26 protein-coding genes, 3 tRNA genes and 1 riboswitch are annotated in these 24,723 nt (G+C 40.1%); of the genes, 8 read left to right on the top strand and 21 right to left on the bottom strand.

Annotated elements, in window-relative coordinates; all coding sequences use genetic code 11:
• Positions 1-44: 44 nt before the first annotated feature.
• The gene (locus H5157_RS00315; RefSeq protein WP_182723910.1) at positions 45-2,234 is read right to left on the bottom strand and encodes an EAL domain-containing protein; all 2,190 of its coding nucleotides are present in this window, start codon (positions 2,232-2,234) and stop codon (positions 45-47) included.
• Positions 2,235-2,345: 111 nt separating this feature from the next.
• Between H5157_RS00315 and H5157_RS00310 the strand changes: the two genes are divergently transcribed.
• Positions 2,346-2,927 (top strand): SRPBCC family protein, encoded by a 582-nt coding sequence (locus H5157_RS00310; protein WP_182715711.1) that lies wholly within the window; start codon positions 2,346-2,348, stop codon positions 2,925-2,927.
• Positions 2,896-3,783 (top strand): TIGR03899 family protein, encoded by an 888-nt coding sequence (locus H5157_RS00305; protein WP_182723909.1) that lies wholly within the window; start codon positions 2,896-2,898, stop codon positions 3,781-3,783. Before H5157_RS00310 ends, H5157_RS00305 begins: the two co-directional genes overlap by 32 nt.
• A 33-nt stretch (positions 3,784-3,816) precedes the next feature.
• On the opposite strand, the gene H5157_RS00300 is transcribed toward H5157_RS00305, so the two are convergent.
• From H5157_RS00300 to H5157_RS00265, 8 genes are all read right to left on the bottom strand, one after another.
• A complete protein-coding gene (locus tag H5157_RS00300) occupies positions 3,817-4,587 on the bottom strand; it encodes a TIGR04219 family outer membrane beta-barrel protein (RefSeq protein ID WP_002957929.1) in 771 nt (256 codons plus the stop codon).
• 3 nt (positions 4,588-4,590) lie between these two features.
• Positions 4,591-5,577 (bottom strand): DUF2333 family protein, encoded by a 987-nt coding sequence (locus H5157_RS00295; protein WP_024603343.1) that lies wholly within the window; start codon positions 5,575-5,577, stop codon positions 4,591-4,593.
• A gap of 8 nt (positions 5,578-5,585) precedes the next feature.
• Positions 5,586-6,095 carry a copper chaperone PCu(A)C gene (locus H5157_RS00290; RefSeq protein WP_024595803.1) on the bottom strand — a complete coding sequence of 170 codons (510 nt, stop codon included), beginning with the start codon at positions 6,093-6,095 and terminating at the stop codon, positions 5,586-5,588.
• 79 nt (positions 6,096-6,174) lie between these two features.
• A complete protein-coding gene (locus tag H5157_RS00285) occupies positions 6,175-6,501 on the bottom strand; it encodes a hypothetical protein (RefSeq protein ID WP_002957925.1) in 327 nt (108 codons plus the stop codon).
• A 172-nt stretch (positions 6,502-6,673) separates the two neighbouring features.
• Positions 6,674-6,880, bottom strand: coding sequence for a PspC domain-containing protein (locus tag H5157_RS00280; RefSeq protein WP_002957924.1), 207 nt, complete (start codon positions 6,878-6,880; stop codon positions 6,674-6,676).
• Positions 6,881-6,889: 9 nt separating this feature from the next.
• Positions 6,890-7,570 (bottom strand): PspA/IM30 family protein, encoded by a 681-nt coding sequence (locus tag H5157_RS00275; RefSeq protein WP_039485436.1) that lies wholly within the window; start codon positions 7,568-7,570, stop codon positions 6,890-6,892.
• A 245-nt stretch (positions 7,571-7,815) separates the two neighbouring features.
• Complete coding sequence (dusA, locus tag H5157_RS00270; RefSeq protein ID WP_039485439.1) at positions 7,816-8,748, bottom strand: tRNA dihydrouridine(20/20a) synthase DusA; 933 nt, start codon at positions 8,746-8,748, stop codon at positions 7,816-7,818.
• Between the two features lie 123 nt (positions 8,749-8,871).
• Complete coding sequence (locus tag H5157_RS00265; RefSeq protein ID WP_002957920.1) at positions 8,872-9,492, bottom strand: MarC family protein; 621 nt, start codon at positions 9,490-9,492, stop codon at positions 8,872-8,874.
• A gap of 95 nt (positions 9,493-9,587) precedes the next feature.
• Here H5157_RS00265 and H5157_RS00260 point away from each other — a divergent pair, with 95 nt between their 5' ends.
• The 3 genes from H5157_RS00260 to H5157_RS00250 all read left to right on the top strand — a co-directional run bounded on the left by H5157_RS00260 (position 9,588) and on the right by H5157_RS00250 (position 10,993).
• Positions 9,588-10,025 (top strand): transcriptional repressor, encoded by a 438-nt coding sequence (locus H5157_RS00260; RefSeq protein WP_002957918.1) that lies wholly within the window; start codon positions 9,588-9,590, stop codon positions 10,023-10,025.
• A gap of 75 nt (positions 10,026-10,100) precedes the next feature.
• On the top strand, positions 10,101-10,568 hold the full coding sequence (locus H5157_RS00255) for a chemotaxis protein CheX (RefSeq protein ID WP_182719901.1): 468 nt from the start codon (positions 10,101-10,103) through the stop codon (positions 10,566-10,568).
• A complete protein-coding gene (locus H5157_RS00250; protein WP_024589772.1) occupies positions 10,565-10,993 on the top strand; it encodes a secondary thiamine-phosphate synthase enzyme YjbQ in 429 nt (142 codons plus the stop codon). The genes H5157_RS00255 and H5157_RS00250 overlap by 4 nt, the downstream gene beginning before the upstream one ends.
• Before the next feature lie 234 nt (positions 10,994-11,227).
• Here H5157_RS00250 and H5157_RS00245 read toward each other — a convergent pair.
• The 4 genes from H5157_RS00245 to orn form a co-directional block, all read right to left on the bottom strand.
• Positions 11,228-11,303 (bottom strand) — tRNA-Gly (locus H5157_RS00245).
• A gap of 43 nt (positions 11,304-11,346) precedes the next feature.
• Positions 11,347-11,422: transfer RNA gene (locus H5157_RS00240), tRNA-Gly, on the bottom strand.
• Between the two features lie 43 nt (positions 11,423-11,465).
• Positions 11,466-11,541 (bottom strand) — tRNA-Gly (locus H5157_RS00235).
• Positions 11,542-11,646: 105 nt separating this feature from the next.
• Entirely contained in the window at positions 11,647-12,192 is a 546-nt protein-coding gene (gene orn / locus H5157_RS00230; RefSeq protein ID WP_004336052.1) for an oligoribonuclease, read from the bottom strand.
• Positions 12,193-12,313: 121 nt separating this feature from the next.
• Here orn and rsgA point away from each other — a divergent pair, with 121 nt between their 5' ends.
• Both rsgA and asd read left to right on the top strand, forming a co-directional pair.
• Positions 12,314-13,372: a small ribosomal subunit biogenesis GTPase RsgA gene (rsgA, locus tag H5157_RS00225; RefSeq protein WP_004336055.1), complete on the top strand. Its 1,059-nt coding sequence runs from the start codon at positions 12,314-12,316 to the stop codon at positions 13,370-13,372.
• A gap of 15 nt (positions 13,373-13,387) precedes the next feature.
• Positions 13,388-14,254, top strand: a complete 867-nt coding sequence (asd, locus tag H5157_RS00220; RefSeq protein ID WP_004336058.1) for an archaetidylserine decarboxylase — start codon at positions 13,388-13,390, stop codon at positions 14,252-14,254.
• A gap of 457 nt (positions 14,255-14,711) precedes the next feature.
• Here the strand turns inward: asd and H5157_RS00215 are convergent, their stop codons facing one another.
• From H5157_RS00215 to H5157_RS00180, 8 genes are all read right to left on the bottom strand, one after another.
• On the bottom strand, positions 14,712-15,461 hold the full coding sequence (locus tag H5157_RS00215) for a HesA/MoeB/ThiF family protein (protein ID WP_182723908.1): 750 nt from the start codon (positions 15,459-15,461) through the stop codon (positions 14,712-14,714).
• Between the two features lie 35 nt (positions 15,462-15,496).
• Positions 15,497-17,032, bottom strand: a complete 1,536-nt coding sequence (gene thiE, locus H5157_RS00210; protein WP_182723907.1) for a thiamine phosphate synthase — start codon at positions 17,030-17,032, stop codon at positions 15,497-15,499.
• A gap of 10 nt (positions 17,033-17,042) precedes the next feature.
• Positions 17,043-17,834: a thiazole synthase gene (locus tag H5157_RS00205; RefSeq protein ID WP_182694737.1), complete on the bottom strand. Its 792-nt coding sequence runs from the start codon at positions 17,832-17,834 to the stop codon at positions 17,043-17,045.
• A 5-nt stretch (positions 17,835-17,839) separates the two neighbouring features.
• Positions 17,840-18,034, bottom strand: coding sequence for a sulfur carrier protein ThiS (gene thiS, locus H5157_RS00200; RefSeq protein WP_002960781.1), 195 nt, complete (start codon positions 18,032-18,034; stop codon positions 17,840-17,842).
• Positions 18,035-18,041: 7 nt separating this feature from the next.
• Complete coding sequence (locus H5157_RS00195; protein ID WP_182711410.1) at positions 18,042-19,043, bottom strand: FAD-dependent oxidoreductase; 1,002 nt, start codon at positions 19,041-19,043, stop codon at positions 18,042-18,044.
• A 106-nt stretch (positions 19,044-19,149) separates the two neighbouring features.
• Complete coding sequence (thiC, locus tag H5157_RS00190) at positions 19,150-21,102, bottom strand: phosphomethylpyrimidine synthase ThiC (protein ID WP_220491753.1); 1,953 nt, start codon at positions 21,100-21,102, stop codon at positions 19,150-19,152.
• Positions 21,103-21,243: 141 nt separating this feature from the next.
• Positions 21,244-21,358, bottom strand: a riboswitch (TPP riboswitch).
• Positions 21,359-21,465: 107 nt separating this feature from the next.
• The gene (locus H5157_RS00185) at positions 21,466-21,864 is read right to left on the bottom strand and encodes an META domain-containing protein (protein WP_032826923.1); all 399 of its coding nucleotides are present in this window, start codon (positions 21,862-21,864) and stop codon (positions 21,466-21,468) included.
• A gap of 126 nt (positions 21,865-21,990) precedes the next feature.
• Positions 21,991-22,389, bottom strand: coding sequence for a thioesterase family protein (locus tag H5157_RS00180; RefSeq protein ID WP_010555268.1), 399 nt, complete (start codon positions 22,387-22,389; stop codon positions 21,991-21,993).
• Between the two features lie 84 nt (positions 22,390-22,473).
• Here H5157_RS00180 and H5157_RS00175 point away from each other — a divergent pair, with 84 nt between their 5' ends.
• A complete protein-coding gene (locus H5157_RS00175; RefSeq protein ID WP_182723906.1) occupies positions 22,474-24,591 on the top strand; it encodes a TonB-dependent receptor in 2,118 nt (705 codons plus the stop codon).
• The last annotated feature ends 132 nt before the right edge of the window (positions 24,592-24,723 follow it).

Below are 24,723 nucleotides of genomic sequence, written 5' to 3'. Positions count from 1 at the left end.
AAATTCTAAATCGTTCATTAGCTTAAATAATAAGTTAATCTTTTTTAGCGTTTATTTATAAATTCTATCAATTCATGCTCAGGCATGGGTTTAGCATACATAAAACCTTGTACCTCATCACAGCCTAAGTTTTTTAAGAACTGAGCTTGTTCTTGTGTTTCAACGCCTTCAGCAATCGTTTTTAAACCCAACTTAGCACCAAGAGAAATAACTAAGGCAGCAATAGCGCCAGTGTCATCATTTGGCAGATCCTTAATAAATGCACGATCTATTTTCAACCTATCCAAGGGTAAACTTTGTATATAACTAAGCGATGAAAAGCCAGTCCCAAAGTCATCAATAGCAACCTCAATCCCTAACTCTTGAAGCTCTCTAAGTGTATTAATAACAGTTTCGAGTTCATCCATTACTACGCTTTCTGTGACTTCTAACTCTATGTTTTTTGGCTTAACACCATATTTTAATAATGTATTTTTAACGTTTTGAGCATAACCTTTTACTTTAAACTGCGGAACAGACACATTAACCGCAATACAAATTTCGGTACCCATATTTTCTAGGCGCTTTTGTTGTTGGCAAGCTTGCTCTAAAACCCACTGCCCTATATCAACAATCAAGCCCGCATCTTCTGCAAGTGGAACAAATACCGCTGGCGATATATACGACCCATTACCGGTGGGCCACCTAAGTAATGCCTCACACCCAATTAAAGACAAGTCTCCTAATGAAAGTTGAGGTTGATACCATACCTCTAACTTGTTTCGAGCAAAATCATGGCGTAATTGTCTAATAATTCCTATGCGCCAAGCCATTTTATCTTGCATGTCGATATTGTAATAAACGCCTTCTTTATGCTTTGCTTTTTTAGCTTGGTCAAGTGCAATATAAGCAACTTTAAGTGTATCAATCCCGCTACTTTGAAAGTCTTGCTGTTGGCATAAACCCAATCTAAAATCGATAGGCAATGTATGCTCTTCTGCGCAAAATGGAACACCTAACTGCTCATTCAATTTTTTTAAGTCGAGTTCATCACGGCGAATAATAAAACCAAAAACATCAGCACCAATACGAGATAGTAACTTAGCTGTTGGGTAGTTTTCTTTTAACCTTTGCACAATGCCAATTAATACTTTATTGCCGACCTCTTGCCCTAAGCCATTATTAATATCTGCAAAATTAACTATATCAAGTAGTACAAATACATAATCATTCACGTGCGGCTTTTGATAACGCTCTACCCGTTCAATAAAATTGGTACGATTTGAAATACCTGTAAGCACATCTTTATAAGCTGCATCTCTTAACTTTACAAACAGCCTTATATTATCCAGGGCAACACTCACATTTGTTAAGAAGATTTCAGCAAACTGCAATTGTGCTTGCAAAGGAACATGGTCACATTCTATATATAAAGCCGCTTTTCTATGCTTACTTTTTAATACAAATGTTGCACTTGAGTCTGTATGTTGATGCTTTGATAAATCAAAACACAACTCAACTTGTTTAAATACTTTGCTATCAACATTAATTAATTTTTCACCAAAGTAGTCTTCGTAATGCCCACAACCACCTAATACTTGAATAAAGTCATCGCCGTCTAATTTGCTGCACACAAGCCCTCGAGGTGAACACTTTAAAATAATACTCATGTGCTTGATGATTTCTTTGCATAGTTGCTTAATATCAGTAAGCCCTAAAATAGACTTTGATGCAGAAACAATCGTGTTCATTGCATCACTTTGATATTCAAGCTGGCATACCTGCTCGTAAGAGCGAATAGCGGTTATGAGCGATGTTACTAATTTAGAGCGAGTGAGTTCTGTTTTAGTTTTATAATCATTTATATCGTACTCACGTATTACTTTTTCTTCTGGTATATTACCAGCTTGCCCTGTTCTTAAAATAATTCTCACATGTTGATTATTTAATTCGTCACGCACCCTTTTTACAACCTGCAAGCCAGCATCGTCAGTTTCCATAATAACGTCTAAAAAAACAACTGAAATATCGTTATTTTCAGCTAAAATCTCTATTGCTTCAGCTCCCGAATAGGCATCATGAAATCGCAAGCCTGCCCCCAAAAACTCAACCCCAGACAAAGCTAACTTTGTCACAGAGTGGATCTCAGGTTCGTCATCAACAATTAAAATATCCCAAAACTTAGTCGGCTCAATTACTGCATCATCTTCATAGTCTTGTTCAAAAAATAAAAAATCGTTTTGATCTGACGACATTCGCTCTCCTAGGTAGCAATTTATAAATTATTTTTGGTTTATAATCTAATTCATACTATAGTCGATTAATAAAAAGTTGTTGTATTTCAACTCAAAAAACTAATAAAAGGTGTGCTTATTAAACCATTAAAAATATTGATCAAAGGCGTACTGTTATTGCTATTGGTATTAGTACTGGTAGGGCTGATACTTCCCCAAAGTTATAATGTAAATAAAACAATAGAAATCAATGCAAATATTGACGCAGTAAAACCGCTAATTACTGACTTTAATCAATGGCAAAAATGGTCTCCATGGGAAAAAGTAGACCCCAGTATACGTTTTACCTTGGGCGAACCAAGCTCTGGCCTAGGTGCTCATCAGTCTTGGAAAGGAAAATGGGGGTATGGTGAAATGATCATAACTTCGGTGAATCAAAATAAGGTCAGCTTTAATATACTTTTAAATGCTGAGCATATTATTAGGGGGACTTTTAATTTTAGTGAGCAAAACGGTATCGTCACTTTAATATGTAAGATTAACGGACAAACAACCGCCCCTTTAATATCGGGTTACACCGCAATTTTGAGCGAATATGTGCTCCGTAATACAGTTTCAATGGGGTTAAATAACCTTAAAACTGTTGCTCAGCTTAGTCATTCACAAAGGACAATGCACAGTCATGCCAGTCAAGACAGCACAAGCGAGAATTAACCTTGCTAACATTATCGAATCCTTACTTGGTTACCCTATAACAAAAATAGGCAGTAACGGAATACTGCCTACCCCCGAACAAAATTACGATACTAAAGGCCAAGTTAAGCCGCTTTATCATATCAACAGTGAAAACTCTGTTTTAGCTCGTGCCCAAAAGCGCCAAGATTTACTACTAATAAAACAACAACAAAATATAGAGTCAATTTTAGCAATGGCTATGGGGTTTTGCCCCGATGTAGCAAGTACTAAACAACCCGATGCTGACTGGGTAGAGCATTTTATCGCACTGTGCGAAGATACTTCAAATGCGTCAATGCAAACTTTATGGGCCAAAATTTTAACGGGAGAAACACTCAACCCTGGTACGTTTTCAATTAAAAGCCTGCAAACGTTAAAGCATATGACACAGCGAGAAGCTGACTCTTTGCAAAAATGTGTATCGCTCTCAGGCTATAACGAAAAAGACGACAGCCACTTTATTTTACTCGGCTTTTACAAAAAACCGTCATTGTTTGATTTGCTACGAAAAGGCAATAAAGTGTCTCTAAATTTAGGAAAAACAGGTATTAGTTTTCCTGATATTTTAACGCTCATGGATCTTAATTTACTGTATAGAAAAGAAATTGAATCTGCAGTGCTTAAAGCGGGACAAGAACTTACCCTTTCATTTTTATCGCAAAAAGTAACGTTAAAAGCAAAAAGTAGTGATTTGGTATTGAGCTATTATAAATTCACGCAAACAGGTGATGAGTTATCTAAACTCATTAATTTTCCTGTAAATAAAATTTATAAGCAGTTAATTAATAATGCGCTGGAGGGAGAGTTTGATTTAGCGTGGCACGCAATAAAATAATATGCCACGCTTTGTTTAATTAGAAAATACTAATTAAAAGTGAACCTGAATACCCGCAAATGGGCCTGATGCATCAATATCAGTAGTAATATCATCTACATCATCAAGTTCTAATACCATAGAGCGGTAACCTGCTTTAACAGCAACATCTACTGCTAGGTTATCAATAAGTTCCCACGCTACGCCTACTTGGTAATCTTGTACTTTGCTATCGTCAATAGCCAAAAAGCTACCTTCAAAAAATACACTTAAACCAGTAAATGGTAAGCCTGCTTCGGCACGGCCATATGCAAGAGGAACAAAACCAGAGAAGTCTTTTGTTTCGGTAAAGTTAGTACCACCATTTTGAGTAGTACCATTTACAACAATATCACCATCAAACTGCTTAGCATTTAAACCTAAGTCAATTGAGATTAAATCGTTATCAAAAATCTCATAATAAAAAATGTAATCGATGTGTGTTAAATCACTTACAGTATTTACCGTAGAGCCTACAACATAATCAGAGCCATTAAAGCTAAATGTATCTGTAAGTAGCGCAGAACCATTTAACTCAAGCTCGGTATACTTTAATTTAATATTTGGAACTAATGGTACAGGGTGCTCAAGTGCCGCGTAGTAACTTACAAAAGTCTCATCTTCAAAATTAAAATCTTGAGATGCATTATTTTTATAAGAAAATTGACCATCGTTATCTGACTTCCACCCATCAACACCTACGTATAAACCTAGTAGAGTGTCAGCTTGCGCTGCTGGTGCTAAACATGCCATTGAAAGGGCTGCTGCTAAACAATACTTTTTCATTTTTTATCCTTGAGCTAGTAGTTCGCTGAGTTCGATTAAAGCCGCATTGGCTCTAGAAATATAATTTGCCATAACTAAAGAATGGTTTGCCACATAGCCAAAACCATTGCCGTTTAAAATAAGTGGGCTCCATACTGTTTCTTGAGTCGCCTCAAGTTCACGTATGATTTGTTGTAAGCTTACACGTGCATTTTTCTTTTCAAGTACGTCATTAAAGTCATACTCTATCGCTTGTAAAAAATGCAGTAACGCCCAAGTAGCACCGCGCGACTCGTAAAACACATCGTCAATTTCTAACCACGGTGTTCTTACTTGCTGCTGCAGTGGCGCAAGAGTTGCTTGTTTATTAGATGAATTACCCGCTAAATCGGTGTTCACTTTTTCTTGGCCTACACTGGCACTTAAACGTTGGCTTAAGCTACCTAAACGTTTCTCAGCTTCTTTAAGCCAACTACGTAAGTTATCTGCTCGTGCGTAAAATTGGCTATCGCGCTCATGCTCATTAGCAATTTGTCCACGATATACCATTAAGTAGTCAATACCTTTTTGGTACTCACCTTCGGCACTTGGCCATGCCCATGCCTCAGAGCTTATATTAAACTGCGGCTGCGCCTTTTTAAGGGCTTCATGTTCCGTTGATTGTGATTGAGAACGGCTAAAATCTTTTCGCATAGAAAGCGATAAATCACGTACCATTTCTAGTGCGCCATATTCCCACGCTGGCATATCATCCATAATAATACTTGGTGGTATTACATCATTTGATAAGTAGCCACCCGGTTTATCTAGTAAGGTATTGGCTACCGTAATTAATGTAGAAGTAGTTACATAACCCGTTACTATTTTTTCATTACGAAGCTGCGCTTGCTCTTTCGCGTTTGCAACAACGTCAAAACGTGAAGGTTCTGTGCTCCAATAAACAGCAATTGCGTAAAAAATGATAAGCAGTAAAACAATTATTCCTGCTATTTTTCCTTTATGTTGCGACATGTGTACTCCTAATGATGAGCGTGTTGAGTAGATGGTTTTGACTGCTTAGCTTGCGCCTCAAGCGACACGACTTGAGCATTAGTAAATAAGCGATTACCGTCACTAAAATATAGTGTGAGTTTACGTTCTTGTCCTACTTTTAATGGCTCTTGTGGTTCAAATGCCATTAAATGATAACCGCCAGGCTGAAAGCTGACACTTTCGTGCGCCTTAATTTCAACCGATTCAACTTGTTGCATTTTCATCATGCCGTCTACATGTGAATGCTCGTGTATTTCAACACGCCCTAAGCCATCAATAGTTGCCTTAGTTAAAGTTGCTGCGGCTCCACTGTGATTAATAAGGGTTAAATAACCTACAGTTGAAGTACTGCCAGGTAAAAACTCTCTAACTTGCGCGTTAGTTACTTCGAGCACAGCCACATCAGAACCATGATCGTGTCCTGAGTGCGCCGCCAACGATGACGAAAAAAAACTAAATATTAATGCAGAAGCCATCGAAAAACATAGTTTCGTCATCATTATTATCCTTATGAAAACTTTAAATTACAGGCTAAATTTAACATAGTTAACCTATAATAGTCAGTCAAATTAAGGATTAAGAGGCTACTTTTTTGTTATCGGCAACAAGCCAACACAACACTGCAACAAATAGTAACGGCCATGCAATCATTATAGATCCGAATAAAAGCGCTAAAACAGTCCCTGCTAATGCCACTACACCGGCACCAACTAATCCCATAGTAATTAAAGCCACTACCGCAACTACAGCAATAATTGCGGCCAAAGCACCTACAAGCTCGAGCCCAGCCCAACTAATGTCAGCAATCCATAACGGCAACTGCCAAGAATCAATCTGCACAAACGTTATTAAATCAGTAAACAGTAATAAATAGATAATTACACATACTGCCAAAGCTTTCATAGTAATTCTCCTTATACCAACCGGCTTATACATGAGGTCTATTTAACGATAAGAAAATTGCGCTATAACTAGGCAAAAATTTTTATACTTAGCTGTTCTAAATTAAAATTTTTAACAACGTTATAGGGTGATTTAATTCGTTAAATTGTTCAAATATTTATGCCTGTTGGTATTAATACTCTTTATTTTCAAGACAGCAATGCGCTATAAAATAGCCAAGTGCAACTGCAAACGGAAAACTCAAAAACAATAAAATAGTAACTACGCGTGTTGCCCATACCGGAAAGTCCAATCTATGGGCTAAACCACTACAAACACCCGATATTTTTTTATTCAGAGTATCTTTATACCAACCTTGTTGACGATTAAAGCTGTTCATAGCAATCTCCTAAGCAGTGTGTTTTAAATTAGTATTTAAGTTCGCCTTTAAGCGAGCCAGTTCAGCATCAATTTTTTCATTTTTAACTAACGACTCAATTTGGGCACTGGTAGAACTTGCTGTATCAGTCAGCTCATAAGCCTCTACTTGAGCTTCAATACCTTCAACACGCTGCTCTATTTGTTCAAAACGAGACAACGCATGAGCTACTTTATCGCTTTGTAGTTGCGTACTGATTCGCCCTCTAGCAATAGCAACATTATGGCGTTGCATTAACTGAGCTTGCTTAGTTTTAGCCATAGCCATTTTTTGCTGCAAGCGCTCACAATCAGACTTAATTTTTGCAATAGACTCTTGCAATGTTTCTAGTTGAGTTTGCTTATTTTCAATGCTTTCGTTAACGCGTTGCTTCTCAAGTAAAGCTGATTTAGCAAGGTCATCACTGCCCTTCTCAACAGCACGTTCTGCTTTCATTTGCCAAGCTGCTAATTCTGTTTTTTTAGTATCAATTTGGCGATTAATTACTTTCTCTTCACACAATAAAGCGGCTGCTGTACTACGACACTCATTCAATGCATCTTGCATCTCGGTAAGCATTAGGTTTAAAAGTTTTTCTGGATCTTCTGCTTTATCAAGCATGGCGACAATGTTTGATTGAATTACATCATTTACGCGGTTAAAGATTCCCATGGTATTCTCCTGTTGATTTTTAATTAATTTCAACAAGAAGATTCCAAGAGTTGTGCCAAGTCCATCAAAACAAAAATAAAACATTTAAAATCATAATGATAAACAATAATCACTCTAAATTTTAGTGACTTTAAGCTGAACAACATAGAGTGTAATTGGCCAATAAATTATGATTTTGACTAATTTTTAGGATCAAAAAAGCCACTCGAAAGTGGCTAAAATTTAGAATTTTTAAAGCTTAGCTTTTATTCTGGTACAAAGCTTAATGCTTTATCCATTACCGATAAATCAGCTTGCTTACCGTGACCACTTTCAGAAAGGTGGCGTCTAAAACCTCGCGCACCAGGCTGCCCCTGAAAAATACCGAGCATGTGACGTGCAATATGCCAAAAATTAGCACCCAAACGCATTTCTTCTTCAATGTAGTCATACATTGAACGCACTACGTCGTGGCGTGACTGCGTGTTTGCAGCATCACCATAAATTTTCTCATCAACGTCATTGAGCATAAATGGGTTGCTGTAAGCCTCACGCCCAATCATTACACCATCAATATGTTGCAAATGTTCTAGGCTCTGCTCAATTGTTTTAACACCGCCATTTAGGCTTAAGTCTAGCTGCGGATAATCTTTTTTAAGTTGATAAACACGTGGATAATCAAGCGGTGGAACTTCACGATTTTCTTTCGGGCTTAAACCATTAAGCCATGCTTTACGAGCATGAATAATAAAATCATCACACCCTACTTTATGAGACGCTTCAATAAGCGCACATAAAAACTCATACGAATCTTGCTCATCAATACCAATACGCGTTTTAACGGTAACAGGAATGCTTACTTCGTTTTTCATTGCAGCTACGCACTCAGCAACTAATTGAGGTTCAGCCATTAAACATGCGCCAAATCGGCCATTTTGAACTCTGTCTGACGGGCAACCTACATTTAAATTTATTTCGTCATAACCACGCTCACCTGCAAGTTTTGCACATTGCGCAAGCGCTTTAGGATCAGAGCCACCAAGTTGCAGCGCAACTGGGCCTTCGTGTTTATTAAAATGTAAGTAGTCGCCTCGACCAAATAAAATAGCCCCTGTGGTTATCATTTCAGTATAAAGCACAGTATGTTTAGTCATTTTGCGATGAAAAGTACGACAATGGCGATCAGTCCAATCAAGCATTGGGGCCACAGAAAAGCGTCTATCCAAAGTACATTTATTCAAAGCAAACCTCAGGGTATTAAAGTTATTAAGCACAGCTTAAAAGGCGCTGCATTTTACACAAAAGCCTAGCGAGCATCAATGTTAAGAGAAAACCTGCAAGCCAAAATAATGGGCTATGCCATTTAAAATATTGGTAACCGCAACCGAGCTTAAAATAAGCCCCATAATTCTACTTATTATACTTGCACCACTATCACCAATTAATTTATGTACATGTGTTGCAAGCAGTAACAAAACCAGTACAACCGCTAATACAGCAAGCATCATCGAAGACGTTAGTAACTGCTCAACCCAGGTATATTCTTCATTACGAGTCATTAATACGGCGCCTAACATAGCGCCAGGGCTCGCGATAGAGGGAATCGCAAGCGGAAAAATAGCGGTTTCAGTGCTGTCGCGTACACTTTTAATTTCGGCTTCTGGTTTACTTTCACCAAATATCATTGAGAGCGCAAAAATAAGTAATATGATACCGCCGGCTATTTGAAAAGCCGAAAGCGGAATTTCAATTGCGTTAAGTAATTGCTCACCTGCAAGTACAAAAAATAAGAGCACTAATGCAGATACGCCTACCGCTTTATATATAACTTTGCGTTTAAATTTCTCATCATCACCACGTGTGACTGCAATAAATACAGGTACAGTACCAATGGGGTCAATAACCGCAAAAAAGAAAATAAATATAGCTAATAGTTCGTGCATTACTGGGTTTCCTAGGTAAAAAGCGCTTAATAAAAACGCTGCAACTACAACACAGTATGTTAGTATATCACGGTAGCATAAGGATAAGAGTAATGATGAATATAGAATCACTCGTAAGTAAAGCAAAACAAGTTTGTGACAACCGTGGTGCGCGTTTTACGCCTATCCGCGAGAAAGTATTTCGCCTATTAGCCAGCGCACAAGGTGGTGTTGGTGCATACGATTTGCTTGAGCAATTAAAAATAACTGAAACGGGTGCTAAACCTGCAACTATTTATCGTGCATTAGACTTTTTAGCTGAGCTAGGTTTTATTCATAAAATTGAAAGCACAAATGCATTTATGCTGTGTCATCATTTTGACCATATACACCCAGTACAATTGTTAATTTGCGATACCTGTGGTTTTGTCAAAGAGTTACACTCGAGTGTAATTTCGCATGAGCTAAATAATTTAGCTGCCGAAGGTGGGTTTGTTGTATCAGGGCAGACAATAGAAGCACATGGTAAATGTGAATCTTGCAGAGCATCATAATCCTTCAAAGTTATCCTTAGTGACTATACTCAAACTATATAGTCATTTCACAGAACAAATTTAAGAGTAGCCATTATGAATGTAGAATTCATCAATCCCTTTTTATCTTCTTTAATTAATGTTTTGAGCACTATGGCTCAAACTCAATTAAAACCGGGTAAACCTCGCATTAAAACTGATGAGATAGCCTGTGGTGATGTATCAGGTTTGATTGGCATGGTTGGCCCGCAAACGCGAGGATCATTTTCAATTACATTTGATGAAGGATTAGCATTGACCATCATGGAGCGTATGCTTGGCGAACGCCCTGATGCTATAGATGAAGAAGTTACTGATATGGTTGGCGAAATAACCAACATGGTAACAGGTGGTGCTAAAAATTTACTTGGCGAGAAAGGCTTCGACTTTGATATGGCAACGCCTATTGTGGTATCGGGTAAGGGTCATACAATTACTCACAAAAGCCAAGGTAAAAAAATCATAATGCCATTTAGCTGTGATGCTGGTAATGCAAACATTGAAGTTAGTTTCGATAAATTATGAGTTGGCAGCAAAAGCAAATTACATTAAAGCCTCGCCCGCGAGGTTTTCATATAATCGATGACGAAATATTGTCTCAGCTTCCAGAACTGGCGAGTTACAAAATAGGCTTGTTGCACTTATTTATTCAGCATACCTCAGCGAGCCTTACAATAAACGAAAATGCAGACCCCACTGTTCGTATGGACATGGAGAGCCATTTCAATAAATTCGTTCCTGAGCGTCAGCCTTATTATCGCCACGATTATGAAGGTGACGACGACATGCCTGCACACATAAAAACCAGTACGTTAGGCTGCGAGTTAAGTATTCCTATTTCAAATGGTTATTTAGCGTTAGGTACATGGCAAGGTATTTATTTAGGTGAACATCGTGATTCTGGTGGCTCTAGACGAGTTATAGCAACTATTCAGGGGGAGCTTTTTTAACTCAAGCTTCTCGGTTTAAAATGTTAACCTCTGTTTTTCTTCAGCCATACCCTCATAGATTCAAAATACGCCACTCTATAGACGTAAATCTTAGGCGCGCGAAGTAATAATTTCTAACAACCAAAACTTTAATGCTGAATATTGTACATAGAATAAAGTAGATAAGAGAGATTTTAAATTATAATTTTATTTATGATTTTTAATACAGAGAATTTTGAAAGGATATAAAAAGATTGGAGCGGTACACGAGGCTCGAACTCGTGACCTCGACCTTGGCAAGGTCGCGCTCTACCAACTGAGCTAGTACCGCATTTTACTTCTTTTAATCACTACAATTTCTTTTGGTTAGAAATTGGAGCGGTACACGAGGCTCGAACTCGTGACCTCGACCTTGGCAAGGTCGCGCTCTACCAACTGAGCTAGTACCGCATTATATTTTCATTCAACACTACAATTTCTTTTGGTTAGAAATTGGAGCGGTACACGAGGCTCGAACTCGTGACCTCGACCTTGGCAAGGTCGCGCTCTACCAACTGAGCTAGTACCGCATTTATTGATGGTAATTCAATCACTCAAACACACTAACCCCGCGTGGGTTATCGTCTTGAGCGGGGCAGGATTCTACAATAATCCGATGTGTTTGCAAGTGTTTTTTACAAATTAAAGAAATTTTCTCTATAGACTTTTAATTCCATAATCGAATCTTTAATGTCATCCAAAGCAAGGTGCGAGCCTTTTTTATTCACTTTTGCAAGCACTTCGGGTTTCCAGCGACGTGCTAATTCTTTAATAGTACTCACGTCAAGATTGCGGTAATGAAAAAAATCTTCAAGTTCACGCATGTATTTATTCATAAAGCGGCGGTCTTGCCCAATTGAATTACCACACATTGGTGATACACCTGCAGGCACCCACTGTTTTAAAAAATCTAACGTTTGTGCCACGGCATACTCTTCATCGAATGTACTTGCTTTACAGCGCGCTGTTAAACCCGACTTACCATGCTGCGTAGTACACCACTCGTCCATACCATTTAGTAATTCATCACTTTGATGAATAGCTATGGTTGGCCCTTCAGCTAATATATTCAGGTCTGCGTCAGTGACAACCGTCGCAATTTCGAGTATTTTATCGGTCTCTGGTTCGAGTCCTGTCATTTCAAGATCGAGCCAAATTAAGTTTGATTTATTAATAGTCATAATTACCTAAGCGGTGCTTTCCTTTAGATCCAACGCATTTCGATATATCATATTAGCATCAACCGTCGAGCTAAAGCTTTTTTTAGGAAAAGCGACATTTAACTAAGGTTATAGGCCTCCAGTGGCAAAACAGAAAAAATTAAGTAAAGGCCAATCGCGTCAGATCAAGGCCAACCACCAAAAGCGCATTAATAGCGCAGACTCAAGACCAGCTAAAAAAGGCGCGCAAGAGTGGCAAACCGATAATTTAGGTCAGGTCGAGAGCGCAATTGTGATCAGTCGTTTTGGCCAACACGCCGATGTCGAAACTGAAAATGGCGATGTACTTCGTTGTAATATACGACGTACCGTGTCAAATTTAGTGTGTGGTGATGAGGTATTGTTTCGCCGTGCCAAAGTAAGTGAAGGTGATTTAGCCGGAGTAATTGAAGCCACGCAAGAGCGTCGCTCGCAACTTACCCGCCCTGACTTTTACGACGGCGTAAAAGTTATTGCGGCTAACATTGATCAAATACTCATGGTATCGGCGGTATTACCTGAGTTTACCCCAAGTATTATCGACCGCTATTTAATAGCCTGTGAAGATATGGGTATTGAGCCAATTTTAGTACTCAATAAAATAGATTTAATTGATGACGCAGGTCTTAGCGAAATACAAAAAGTTCTCGATATCTATCGTAAACTTGATTACCAAGTACTCCTTGTTAGTAATATATCGGGTAATGGTATTGATGAATTAAAAGAAGTACTTGTTGGTAAAAATAACATTTTTGTTGGCCAAAGTGGTGTGGGTAAATCAACCCTCGTTAATACTGTATTACCTAACGCTGAAATATTAACTAAAGAAGTATCTGAAAACAGCGGCCTAGGCCAGCACACAACAACTGTTTCACGCCTTCACCATTTACCAAGTGGCGGTAACCTAATCGACTCGCCAGGAATTCGCGAATTTGGTTTATGGCATTTAGATGTTGAGCGTGTAACCTGGTGCTTTAAAGAGTTTAGAGAATTTATAGGCGGATGCCGCTTTAGAGACTGTAAACATTTAAACGATCCGGGCTGTATAGTTAAAGAAGCTGTAGCAGATGGAAAAATTTCTCAATTGCGCTTTGACAGCTACCACCGAATTTTAGAAACAATGGCCGATGGCCGTGCAGGCGCCCGTGCGCCTCGCGTATAATTTAGGATAAATACTGTGAGTTTAGACAAATTTAAAATCGCAATGCAGTACGCAATGCCAAAACATTTTATTTCACGTGTAGTGGGTAAATTAGCCGCAGCTAAAGCAGGTGCTTTAACAACGACTTTAATTAAACTATTTATTAAGCAATATAAAGTAGATATGAGCGAAGCCCAATACCCAGATCCGGCTCATTATAAAAGCTTTAATGAATTTTTTACTCGCCCTTTAAAAGACGGCATGCGCCCAATGGTAGAAGATAGCAATATCATCATTCATCCAGTGGATGGCGCAATCAGCCAGCTAGGCGATATTGTTGACGGACAGCTAATACAAGCTAAAGGTCACGATTACAGCTTACAAGCGCTACTAGGCGGCTCACAAGATGATACAACACCATTTTTAGGCGGTAAGTTTGCAACGATTTATTTAGCACCTAAAGATTACCACCGTATTCATATGCCAATTGATGGCACACTAAGCAAAATGATTTACGTGCCAGGTGATTTATTTTCAGTAAACCCACTTACAGCGCAAAACGTGCCTAACTTGTTTGCGCGTAATGAACGAGTAGTAGCAATTTTTGAAACTGAGATTGGTCCGCTTGCTATGGTACTTGTTGGCGCAACAATTGTAGCCAGCATAGAAACTATTTGGGCAGGTACTGTCACGCCACCAGCAGGTAGCGATGTATTTAGTTGGAAATACCCAACCACTGGCGATAACGCTATCACGCTTAAAAAGGGTGAAGAAATGGGTCGATTTAAATTAGGCTCTACTGTGGTACTAGCATGGGGTGCTGATAAAGCTGAAATACTGGATGACCAACTACCAGAAGTGGTTACTCGCTTAGGTACTGCATTTGCAAAAATTAACGATTAAAATCAATCGTTAATTCGAAATTAAAAAAACCGCGTTTAATTAACGCGGTTTTTTATTTTTGTAGGCGCAAAGCCTGCTTACGCGAAAAGCGCAGCGCCCTCTTAGCCTCTTTGTGAATAAATTACTTAAAATCTTATTGCACAAAGAGAAGTAAAAGAGGAGTAAATGAGAAGATATAAAACATAGTAATTATTTATTTTTACTTCTCTAAAGCGCAGCGCCCTCTTAACCTCTTTGTGAATAAATCACTTAAAACCTTATTGCACAAATAGGAGTAAATGAGAAGACACCAAAGCATAGAAATTACGAGCTTTGCTCGTCACGCCAGCAAGCTGTGCGTCAACAAGCTTGGTGCAAAAGTTTGATATGTTGTAGGCGTGAAGCTTGCTCACGCGAAAAGCGCAGCTTTTAATTCTTTAACGCTACATTTAATAAAAGGCACAAGCCCCTCAAAAACTTATTTACCACACTCTTTACACTCTGAATCTTTAATCACTTTAAAGTGCTGTTGTTTTAAAGTGAGCGCATCAAAGGTTATAAACACACCTCCCTCTGCATGCCCCAGCAATAAGTTGAGCGTAAGTTGCGCCTGCATAGAGCCTATTACACCAAGTAACGGGCTAATAACCCCAGCGTTACTGCAATTGATAACCGGTGTAGCTTCGCCCCGTGGAAAAACACAGCCATAACATGGGCTATCACTTTGCCTAAAATCAAAGCCCATTAATTGCCCTTTGGTTGCGAGTGCAGCACCCGAAATTAACGGTGTTTTATTGCTAATACAATAACGGTTAACACTATAGCGAGTACTAAAGTTATCAGAGCAATCAAGTACGATGTCAGCACCTTTGAGCATGTTAGCTGCATTACTCTCATCTAGCTTTTGACAATGCGTTACTATGTTTATTTGATTATTAAGACTCGCTAATACTTTACCCGCTGCGGCGACCTTGCTTTGTCCTAAGTGATTTATTTTATAAAGCACTTGGCGCTGTAAGTTTGAAAGCTCAACCTCATCATCGTCAATTAAAATAAGCGTTCCAATACCTGCAGCGGCTAAATATAAAAGCGCTGGGCTACCTAGACCACCAGCCCCCACTACTGCAACCGTTGAGGATTTAAGTGCTAATTGCCCTTCAAGCCCAACTTCTCTAAGCAATAAATGGCGGCTGTAACGCAGGGTTTCTTTATCGCTTAGCTCACTCACGTTTATCAGCCTTATTAGTATTACCCTTGTTAGTTTTAATTGGCACTGCTTATGGCCACTTGCAGAGCGCTTATAGCCTCTACGTAATTATCAGCTTCGGTAATCGCACGCACTACGGCAACACTGCCCACGCCTGTTTTAGCTACCTGCTCAGCACGGCTTAAATCAATACCGCCTATTGCTACTGTTGGGTAGCTTTGCATAAGAGGTACAAATTTAATGAGCTTTTCAAGGCCTTGTATTTGGCCTGTCATATCTTTTGTTGTGGTTGGGTAAATAGCACCAAATGCCATATAACTAGGGCGATAATTATGCGCACGCAGCATTTCATAAAAACCATGAGTAGAAAGCCCAAGCCTTAACCCAGCATCTTTAATTGCCGCTAAATTGGCAATCTCTAAATCCTCTTGCCCTAAATGCACGCCATATGCACCGTGCTTAATAGCTAACTGCCAGTAGTCGTTTATAAATACCTGTGCGTTGTATTGCTTTCCCAGCTCAACAGCTTGCTTAATGAGCCCATCAAGCTCATCTTGCGTTTTATTTTTAACGCGTAACTGCGCTGTTTTAATGCCTTGTTGTAAGCATTTTTCTAACCAATCTGTGCTATCTACAACCGCATATAAGCCAAGCGATTTACTTTCACATGGAGCAAAATCAGCAGCCATATTAAAATCAAGCGGCACATCAAAATCTAATTCATCACCCAGCCAGCTCCCTGGCTCAATTACTTGTGGGTAGTCAGCTAAATTAGTGGGGAACGATGTATGAGCAACCGGTCCAATTCCCTCGCCGTAGCGTACAGACTGTTTTAACCCTTGGTTTATATATGCTTTAGCTAAAATAAAGGCATCTTTTAATGGGTAGTCTTTAGCTAAACACGCAGCAATTACCGAAGCCATGCTACATCCGGTGCCGTGGTTATGCGGTGTTTGTATTTTTTGATTGCCAAGCCAATATTCTTCACCACTTTGCGTATTACTATCAATACAATAATCAATGCAGTAGCCACTTGGGTAATCCCAATGTCCGCCTTTAATAACAACGGCTTTTGCACCCCAGCTTAATAGCTTATTAGCCGCTTCTTTTATTGCAGCAGGGCCAATTAAATACACACCGGTTAATAGCTGTGTTTCGTGAGTGTTTGGGGTTATTACATCCACCAGCGGCAGTAGGCATTCTTTTATTGCGCTGACGGTGTCCTCTTCAGTTAGTAAGTCACCGCTTGAGGCAATAGCAACAGGGTCATATACAATAACGGGAGGCACTGGCCACTTAGCTTTATAGTGACTTATATGTTCACTGATTAACTGAATTTGCTGCACATTGGCTAACATACCAATTTTGATAACTTTGGCTTTCATGTCTTTTTCAAGCGCTAGTAACTGCGACTCAATAATATCAGTCGACACTGCATTAATAGCCTCTACGCCTAAACTATTTTGTGCAGTAAGCGCCGTAATTGCCGTGCAGCCATGTACACCAAAACTTTGCATTGCTTTTATATCAGCTTGAATGCCTGCACCGCCGCCAGAATCAGATCCGGCAATTGTCCACACTACGTTATTCATATTTTTTCCTTCACTGCTGATGCCAAAATGGCATACCCATTGTTGGGGTTGATGGGGCTGCAACGTCTTTTTCAGGCATTGCTTTTGCTTGATATGCAAAGCGCCCTGCTTCAACTGCGGCTTTAAATGCGCGGCTCATAGTAATTGGGCAGCCCGCCCCTGCAATGGCTGAATTTAATAATACCGCATCATACCCCATTTCGAGTGCTTGGCAGGCATGCGATGGCAAACCTAAACCTGCATCTACTATTAATGTGGTATCGGGTAAACGCTCTCGAATAGTTTTTAAATTATAGCTATTTAACAAGCCTTTACCGGTGCCTATTGGCGCCCCCCACGGCATAAGCACCTCACACCCTAGCTCATTTAAGCGCTGGCAAAGTACTAAGTCATCGGTGCAATAAGGCAATACTTTAAAGCCATCATTAATTAATATTTTTGTGGCTTCAAGTAACGCAAAAGGGTCAGGCTGTAAATTGTAATCATCGCCAATCAGCTCCAGCTTAATCCAGTCGGTGGCAAATACCTCTCGGCACATTTTTGCAAGCGTTATGGCTTCTTTAACACTGTGGCACCCGGCGGTATTAGGCAGTATTTTTAAGCCTGTATTTTTTATTAACCGCCAAAAGTCATCACCGGCTGCTGCACTTTGTTGGCGCCTAAGCGACACGGTAACAATTTCAGCACCAGAGGCGACTATCGATTGGGTCATAATATCAGGCGACGGATAAAGCGCAGAGCCTATTAATAAACGGCTATTTACTTGCTCACCATAAATAGTTAAACAGTCTTTAGTTTGCATGAGCTTTATCCGCCTTGAATGGGTGACAGCAACTCAACACTGTCGCCTTCATTAAGTACATAGTTACTGTGCCGACTTTGTGGAATAAATTCGCCATTAACAGCCACAGCAAAAGGCGCAACTGCACCAAAACTTTGAAGTACCTCGACGAGCGCTTTGCTATTAACATTAAGTAGCTCGCCATTAATTGTAATGTTCATTTTATTCTCACTCTATTCGTGAAGCTACTTGCGCCACTAATGCCGGTGCCAGCATATAACCATGACGATATAAGCCGTTAATGCTAATTACATTGCCAACTTGTGATACTTCTGGGCGGTTATCGCTAAATGCAGGGCGTAATCCGGTTTGAATATTAAGTAGTCGTGCTTCGGCAAATCCGCTGTGTACGGTATAAGCCGCTGAAAGTAACTCAAGAGTTGAGCGCACTGTTGCGGCGCCGCTATCTTGCGATTCTATTTCGGTCGCACCAATTACATATTCATGATTAGGTTTAGGCGCTATATAAATTGGGTAACGCGGATGCATTAAACGCACAGGTCGAGTTAAATTTACTTCAGGTGCATATAGTCTTGCTACTTCACCGCGCACACCTCTAAGCGGTTTATCGCTTTTAGCACCAAGCCCACGACAATCTATAATATAGTCAAATGGCCGATTATTTATTTCGCCGTTTTTAATGGTTACGCGCTGGTTAAACACACACTTAACTTTGCGCTTGTTGAGCATGGTAAAACTTGCTTTATAAAAGGCTTGGTTATCTATTTGCCCCTCGCAGGGTAAAAATAGACCTTGGTTAAACCGATTAGCAAGCTCTGGCTCTAACTGCGCTATTTGCTGAGCATTTAATGCCTGAGCGCTGTGCCCTGCTATGGGCTTTATTCTCTGAGTAAAGCTTTGTAGGTCGCCCTTATCTTGCTGATGCGCAACGACCAATGTGCCTTGCTGCTGAAAAAACACATCCCCCTCAAGTTCACTCACTATTTCTGGCCAGCGCTTCATTGAATCAAGACCCATTAAAGCTAAATCAGCCTCACACAATACCGACTCAGCCAGCGGTGCCAGCATGGCTGCTGCCACTTTACCGGCGCTATTTGGGGTTTGCTCATCGTCTGCTTCAAACACCGTTACATGATGCAACTTACTTAGCTCAAGGGCAGCTAAGCGCCCTGCTAAACCAAAACCCACCACAGCAATGTTATAAAACATAAAACCTCCAAAAGCAGTTATTAGTAGGTGCGAACTCACTCGCACTTCTTCAATGTTTAAAGAAGCGAGGTATAAAACCTCACCTACATCTGCATCTAACTTATTGCTATACCGCTTTGTGGTAAATTTCTGAGCCTGTTTGCTTAAACTGGGCAGATTTAGCTTTCATCTCGGCTTCTACATCAATCATTTTGATCTCAATAGCCTCGCCAGCGTCATTTGGATCAATACCGCGTGTTTCTAAATCTTTAGCGTAATCGCGTACTTCTTGGCTAATTTTCATAGAGCAAAATTTAGGGCCACACATAGAGCAAAAGTGAGCCACTTTGCCTGATTCTTGCGGAAGGGTTTCGTCGTGATACTCACGAGCACGCTCTGGATCTAAACCAATATTAAATTGATCATGCCATCTAAACTCAAAACGTGCTTTTGATAGCGCATTATCGCGCTCTTGCGCGCCTGGGTGCCCCTTTGCTAAATCGGCGGCATGTGCAGCTATTTTGTAGGTAATTAAGCCTTCTTTAACATCTTCTTTATTTGGCAGACCTAAATGCTCTTTAGGTGTTACATAACAAAGCATTGCACAGCCGTACCATGCTATTTGGGCCGCCCCAATACCAGAGGTGATATGATCGTACCCTGGTGCAATATCGGTCGTTAACGGGCCTAAAGTGTAAAATGGCGCTTCGTCGCAATGCTTTAATTGCTCATCCATATTGGCTTTAATCATGTGCATTGGCACATGCCCTGGGCCTTCAATAAATACTTGTACGTCGTGCTTCCACGCAATTTTAGTCAGTTCACCTAATGTGCGCAGCTCACTAAACTGCGCTTCATCGTTGGCATCAGCAATAGAACCTGGGCGAAGGCCATCACCTAATGAAAAACACACATCGTATTGTTTTAAAATTTCGCAAATGTCTTCAAAGTGCGTGTATAAAAAGTTTTCTTTGTGATGCGCTAAACACCACTTAGCCATAATTGAGCCACCGCGCGACACAATACCGGTTACACGTTTAGCCGTCATTGGTACGTAGCGAAGCAGTACACCGGCATGAATAGTAAAGTAATCAACACCCTGCTCGGCTTGTTCAATAAGCGTATCGCGGAAAATCTCCCACGTTAAATCCTCAGCCACACCGTTTACTTTTTCAAGCGCTTGATAAATCGGTACTGTGCCAATAGGTACAGGCGAGTTACGTACAACCCATTCGCGCGTTTCGTGAATGTAACGCCCCGTTGATAAGTCCATCACGGTGTCTGCGCCCCAGCGGGTAGACCACACCATTTTTTCTACTTCTTCTTCAATAGATGAGCTAACCGATGAGTTACCAATGTTGGCATTAACTTTTACTAAAAAGTTACGACCTACAATCATAGGCTCTGTTTCTGGATGGTTTATATTATTTGGTAAAATAGCGCGACCACGGGCTATTTCGTCGCGTACAAATTCTGGGGTAATAAATTCAGGAATACTCGCACCAAACGACTCGCCTTTATGCTGCGCGGCTAGTAATTCTTTACGAATTTCTGCACGTCCCATATTTTCGCGAACGGCTACGTATTCCATTTCAGGGGTAATAATCCCTTGGCGTGCGTAGTGCATTTGCGTTACGTTTTTACCAGCGACACCACGGCGAATTTTTGGAAGGTGATCAAAGCGAATATGATCCAACCCTTCATCTGCCATGCGCTGCTGCGAAAACTGCGACGTCACTGATTCTAAAATTTCGGTGTCACCACGGTTTTCAATCCATTGTTCACGAAATTTTGGTAAACCTTTGCGCACGTCTAGTTTAAAATTAGGATCGGTATACGGGCCCGACGTATCGTAAACACGTAGCGGATCGTTTGACTCATAAACAGGGTTTTCATCTGTGCCGCCAATAAACGTATCACTTAACGTGATTTCACGCATACCAACGCGCACGCCTGGTTGAGTTCCTTCAACGTATACTTTATGAGAATTTGGGAACGGTTGACCCGTTAAGTTATAAATATATTCAGACGCGGCAGCACGAGTTTCTCGGCGTGACGCTTTATTTGTAGTATTTGACATGACTTGCCTCATTGCTTAAGGGTTGTCTTGTCAGATATTCCGAGGAATAGAGAAAGATCGTAAAGTAGCGTACATGCTACTTTGCAGCCTAAAAAACAAAATCACTTTATTGTGCGCATAAAAAAAGACGCACAAGCGTCCCATTTTAGACAGCTTGTTCCCTACGCAGGTATTAACCTGATCAGGTTCACGGATCCCGCTTTCGCGATCTCAGCCAAAAACTAATTACTTAGCTTTGGCACTCCGACAAGTATTGATATATAAATTTTGTTCGTCGATTCGAAGATATTATTCAACAAATCTGCGCTGAGTGTACGTCAGTTAAAAACTGCCCGCAAGGGGCTGTTTTTCAAAAACTTAAAATTATTTAGGGATAAACACAAATGTTTGCTCACCTTGCATGACTAATTGCTGGTCTTGCATTTTAAGTTCTGCACCTTGCTTTAAGGCTTGTAATAACTGCTGCTCAAACTCATCAAGCTCTTCGCCACACGACTTGCGCGTCATTCCTAATTTACTTACGGTAAGGTTACTTTCTTCAAGCGAGCCTTCACCAAAAAATTTGTTACAGCCAGCAAAACCGTTTACTTGCAGCGCTTCAATAAAGCTCATTGATGCATTAAACGAAGGTGGAATTGCTAAACCATCAACACGTGATAATTGCCATTGGGTGTATTTAAGCTGCTCACTGGTAACCGTCCCTGTTGATGCGCAACCAACACATAAACCGACTATAAGCATCGGTATTGCTGCTAATTTCATGCTACTACTAACTAATTGTCTAATTAATGTAATAGTAACAATATTTATGCACTTTATCCGTTAAAAATGCATGTTTTAAATGTAAATTTTTGTTCTATGATAGTTTAAAAGTTGTCCGATTAAGTACTAAGTTGTAGTTTTGAATACGTTATCTATTTGCTCTGGTAAAAATGGCCTACCTTTTTCATTAACAGACGTTCCTATAACCAGTGCATTGAGCATTACTTTTTCATCGCTTTTACGTATAACCGTTTGCTTAAAGGCAAATTTTAAACGACTAATACGCTGCGGCTCTACAGCCACATAAAATTCATCACCTGGTAATAGAGAATGCTTATAATCCATTTCGCTGCGCATCACGACTAGGTTAATTTTATCTTTTGCTAACTGAGCAAAATCAATACCGTGTGCGTACAAAAACTCATGTCGAGCATGCTCTAAATAATTAAAATAGACGCTGTTGTTTACAATACCTTGTAAGTCACATTCGTAATCACGTACCTTGAAGTCAACTTTAAAGGTCATATTAGTAATCCTGATTATTTAACGTATAATTGCCGCGTTTATAGCACATGTGTTTAAATAATTGCTACCATACGAGTCCCTAAAATGGAGTTAAGTAACCCAATGAACTTACGTTTGTCTTTAATTACTGCCGCACTTTTACCGCTGCTTGGTGCACCAATTGCAGCTAACGCTGATGATAGCGACCTAGAAAGAATTGTTGTAACCGGCGATTTTCAGCGCGAAAGCATTCAAACTTTAAGCGCGAGTGCGAGCTTATTCAGCGAAGATGAAATTAATCAACGTGGTGCAAGTTACTTAGACGAAATGTTAGGCAGTACCGCCAATGTAAATTTTGCATCTGGTGCGTCGCGCGGTCGTTATATTCAAATTCGTGGCGTGGGACTTCGTTCACAATTTGTAGACCCTATTAATCCATCTGTAGGCTTAGTTATTGATGGTATTAACTATTCTGGCCTTGGTGGCAGTTCATTATTATTTGATATAGACCAAGTAGAAATTTATCGTGGGCCACAAGGTACACGCTTTGGCGCAGACGGTATGGCCGGTATGATCCAAATGGGTTCAGCTAAAGCCACAAGCGATCCAAGCTTAAAATTACAAGTAGGTGCTGGCACATACAACACCCGCGAAGCAGGCATTGCAGCAAGCACTGGCTTAACAGATGACACTAGCGCACGCGTTAGCTACTTTCGTAGAAAGTCAGACGGTTACGTAGATAACCTGTACTTAAATGACGAAACACAAAATCAAGACGAACAAGTAGCCCGTTTTAAATTAAACAGCCAGCTTACAAAGCATTTAAATACTGAGCTAAACCTGCACTATATTGATATAAACAACGGCTATGATGCGTTTACGCTTGATAACAGCCGCAATAGTGTTGCCGATGAACCAGGACAAGATAATCAACAAAGCTACGCTATAGGCGTTAATAATACTTACACGGGTTTTGACGCTTTTGATGTAAATTTAAACCTGTCGGCTATTGATACCGAGTTGCTTTATAGCTTTGACGAAGACTGGGTATGTAACGATACAAGTGAGCCAAAGTTATGTGCTGCTGGCTTACATCCAGATGGATACAGCTCCACCGATCTTTACAGTCGCGATCGCGATGACCAATCTGTAGATTTACAATTTAATTCTAAAACAGGTAACTGGGTTGCAGGTATTTATTACCAAAACCGTGATGTTGATTTAGAGCGCCAGTACACATGGTTAGCAAGCCCGTTCTCTTCAACTTACGAAACGAGTAACGTTGCAGTATACGGTCAAGTAGCGACACCAATTGGTCCTAAAACAACATTAATTACAGGTTTACGTGTAGAGCAATACCAAGGCGACTACACTGATAGCAATGGCTTTATACAAGATACTGACGATGTAATGGTTGGCGGTAAAATAGCGCTTGAATATCAAGTAATTGATCGCACTATGATCTACACCAGCATTACGCGTGGCTACAAAGCTGGCGGTATTAACTCAGAAGCGCTTGCTAAAGCCAAAGATGAAGGCTTAAACCTAAGCGCTGATTTTTTCCAACAGCACACCAGTTTTGACCCTGAATATTTATGGAGTGGCGAATTTGGTGTTAAAGGTTCATCGCTTGATGACAAATTTACACTTCGCTTAGCAGCATTTTACATGCACCGCGACGATATTCAGTTAAAAGCATGGCAAGTAGAAGGTCAGCAATTTACCGGTTATGTTGATAACGCAAGTTCTGGTAGCAACTACGGACTTGAAGTTGAAGGTAGTTACCAACTAACTGATAATCTATTTTTAACAGGTAGTGCTGGTTACTTAAACACTGAAATTGACGACTTTGTAACACAATCAGGCTTAAATCAAGACGGTCGCGAACAAGCACAGTCACCTAAATACCAGTATGCGTTTACTGCACGTTACAACTTTACTAACGCATTTTACGGCATGGTTGGTATTGAAGGTAAGGACGATTACTACTTCTCAGATAGTCACAATTCACAAGCACCAAGCAGCAACTTAGTTAATTTAAGCTTTGGCTACGAAGCAGGCATGTGGGCAGTTCGCGCATGGGCTCGTAATGTATTTGACGAAACAGTCCCTACACGTGGTTTTGAATTTGGTAATGACCCACAAGATGGTTACGCAACGCATACCTATACACAATTAGGTGAGCCTCGCGTAGCAGGTGTTACGTTCACACTTAATCTGTAAAGCATAGCCGTTGGCTTTCAAATGAAAGCTACAGCAAGCAATAAAAAAACACCGCGTTTAATTTAAACGCGGTGTTTTTTATTTGTAGGTGAGGTTTTATACCTCGCTTTTTATAAAGTTAAATTACACGAG

The organism is Pseudoalteromonas sp. SG43-3 (assembly GCF_014164385.1).
In the GTDB taxonomy this organism is placed as follows: Bacteria; Pseudomonadota; Gammaproteobacteria; order Enterobacterales; family Alteromonadaceae; genus Pseudoalteromonas; species Pseudoalteromonas distincta.
This window is presented reverse-complemented; position numbering and strand designations above follow the sequence as displayed.

Bases quoted from the DNA above. Each gene is read 5' to 3' on its own strand.
- H5157_RS00290 (WP_024595803.1), bottom strand. From the start codon at position 6,095: ATGACGAAACTATGTTTTTCGATGGCTTCTGCATTAATATTTAGTTTT.
- thiS (WP_002960781.1), bottom strand. From the start codon at position 18,034: ATGAACATTACAATTAATGGCGAGCTACTTAATGTTAATAGCAAAGCG.
- H5157_RS00260 (WP_002957918.1), top strand. From the start codon at position 9,588: ATGAATATAGAATCACTCGTAAGTAAAGCAAAACAAGTTTGTGACAAC.
- H5157_RS00250 (WP_024589772.1), top strand. From the start codon at position 10,565: ATGAGTTGGCAGCAAAAGCAAATTACATTAAAGCCTCGCCCGCGAGGT.
- H5157_RS00280 (WP_002957924.1), bottom strand. From the start codon at position 6,880: ATGAACAGCTTTAATCGTCAACAAGGTTGGTATAAAGATACTCTGAAT.
- H5157_RS00255 (WP_182719901.1), top strand. From the start codon at position 10,101: ATGAATGTAGAATTCATCAATCCCTTTTTATCTTCTTTAATTAATGTT.
- H5157_RS00265 (WP_002957920.1), bottom strand. From the start codon at position 9,492: ATGCACGAACTATTAGCTATATTTATTTTCTTTTTTGCGGTTATTGAC.
- thiE (WP_182723907.1), bottom strand. From the start codon at position 17,032: ATGAATAACGTAGTGTGGACAATTGCCGGATCTGATTCTGGCGGCGGT.
- H5157_RS00315 (WP_182723910.1), bottom strand. From the start codon at position 2,234: ATGTCGTCAGATCAAAACGATTTTTTATTTTTTGAACAAGACTATGAA.
- H5157_RS00275 (WP_039485436.1), bottom strand. From the start codon at position 7,570: ATGGGAATCTTTAACCGCGTAAATGATGTAATTCAATCAAACATTGTC.
- thiC (WP_220491753.1), bottom strand. From the start codon at position 21,102: ATGTCAAATACTACAAATAAAGCGTCACGCCGAGAAACTCGTGCTGCC.
- H5157_RS00205 (WP_182694737.1), bottom strand. From the start codon at position 17,834: ATGCAAACTAAAGACTGTTTAACTATTTATGGTGAGCAAGTAAATAGC.
- H5157_RS00175 (WP_182723906.1), top strand. From the start codon at position 22,474: ATGGAGTTAAGTAACCCAATGAACTTACGTTTGTCTTTAATTACTGCC.
- H5157_RS00305 (WP_182723909.1), top strand. From the start codon at position 2,896: ATGCCAGTCAAGACAGCACAAGCGAGAATTAACCTTGCTAACATTATC.
- orn (WP_004336052.1), bottom strand. From the start codon at position 12,192: ATGACTATTAATAAATCAAACTTAATTTGGCTCGATCTTGAAATGACA.
- H5157_RS00285 (WP_002957925.1), bottom strand. From the start codon at position 6,501: ATGAAAGCTTTGGCAGTATGTGTAATTATCTATTTATTACTGTTTACT.
- H5157_RS00295 (WP_024603343.1), bottom strand. From the start codon at position 5,577: ATGTCGCAACATAAAGGAAAAATAGCAGGAATAATTGTTTTACTGCTT.
- H5157_RS00195 (WP_182711410.1), bottom strand. From the start codon at position 19,043: ATGTTTTATAACATTGCTGTGGTGGGTTTTGGTTTAGCAGGGCGCTTA.
- H5157_RS00185 (WP_032826923.1), bottom strand. From the start codon at position 21,864: ATGAAATTAGCAGCAATACCGATGCTTATAGTCGGTTTATGTGTTGGT.
- H5157_RS00180 (WP_010555268.1), bottom strand. From the start codon at position 22,389: ATGACCTTTAAAGTTGACTTCAAGGTACGTGATTACGAATGTGACTTA.
- H5157_RS00300 (WP_002957929.1), bottom strand. From the start codon at position 4,587: ATGAAAAAGTATTGTTTAGCAGCAGCCCTTTCAATGGCATGTTTAGCA.
- dusA (WP_039485439.1), bottom strand. From the start codon at position 8,748: ATGCTTGATTGGACTGATCGCCATTGTCGTACTTTTCATCGCAAAATG.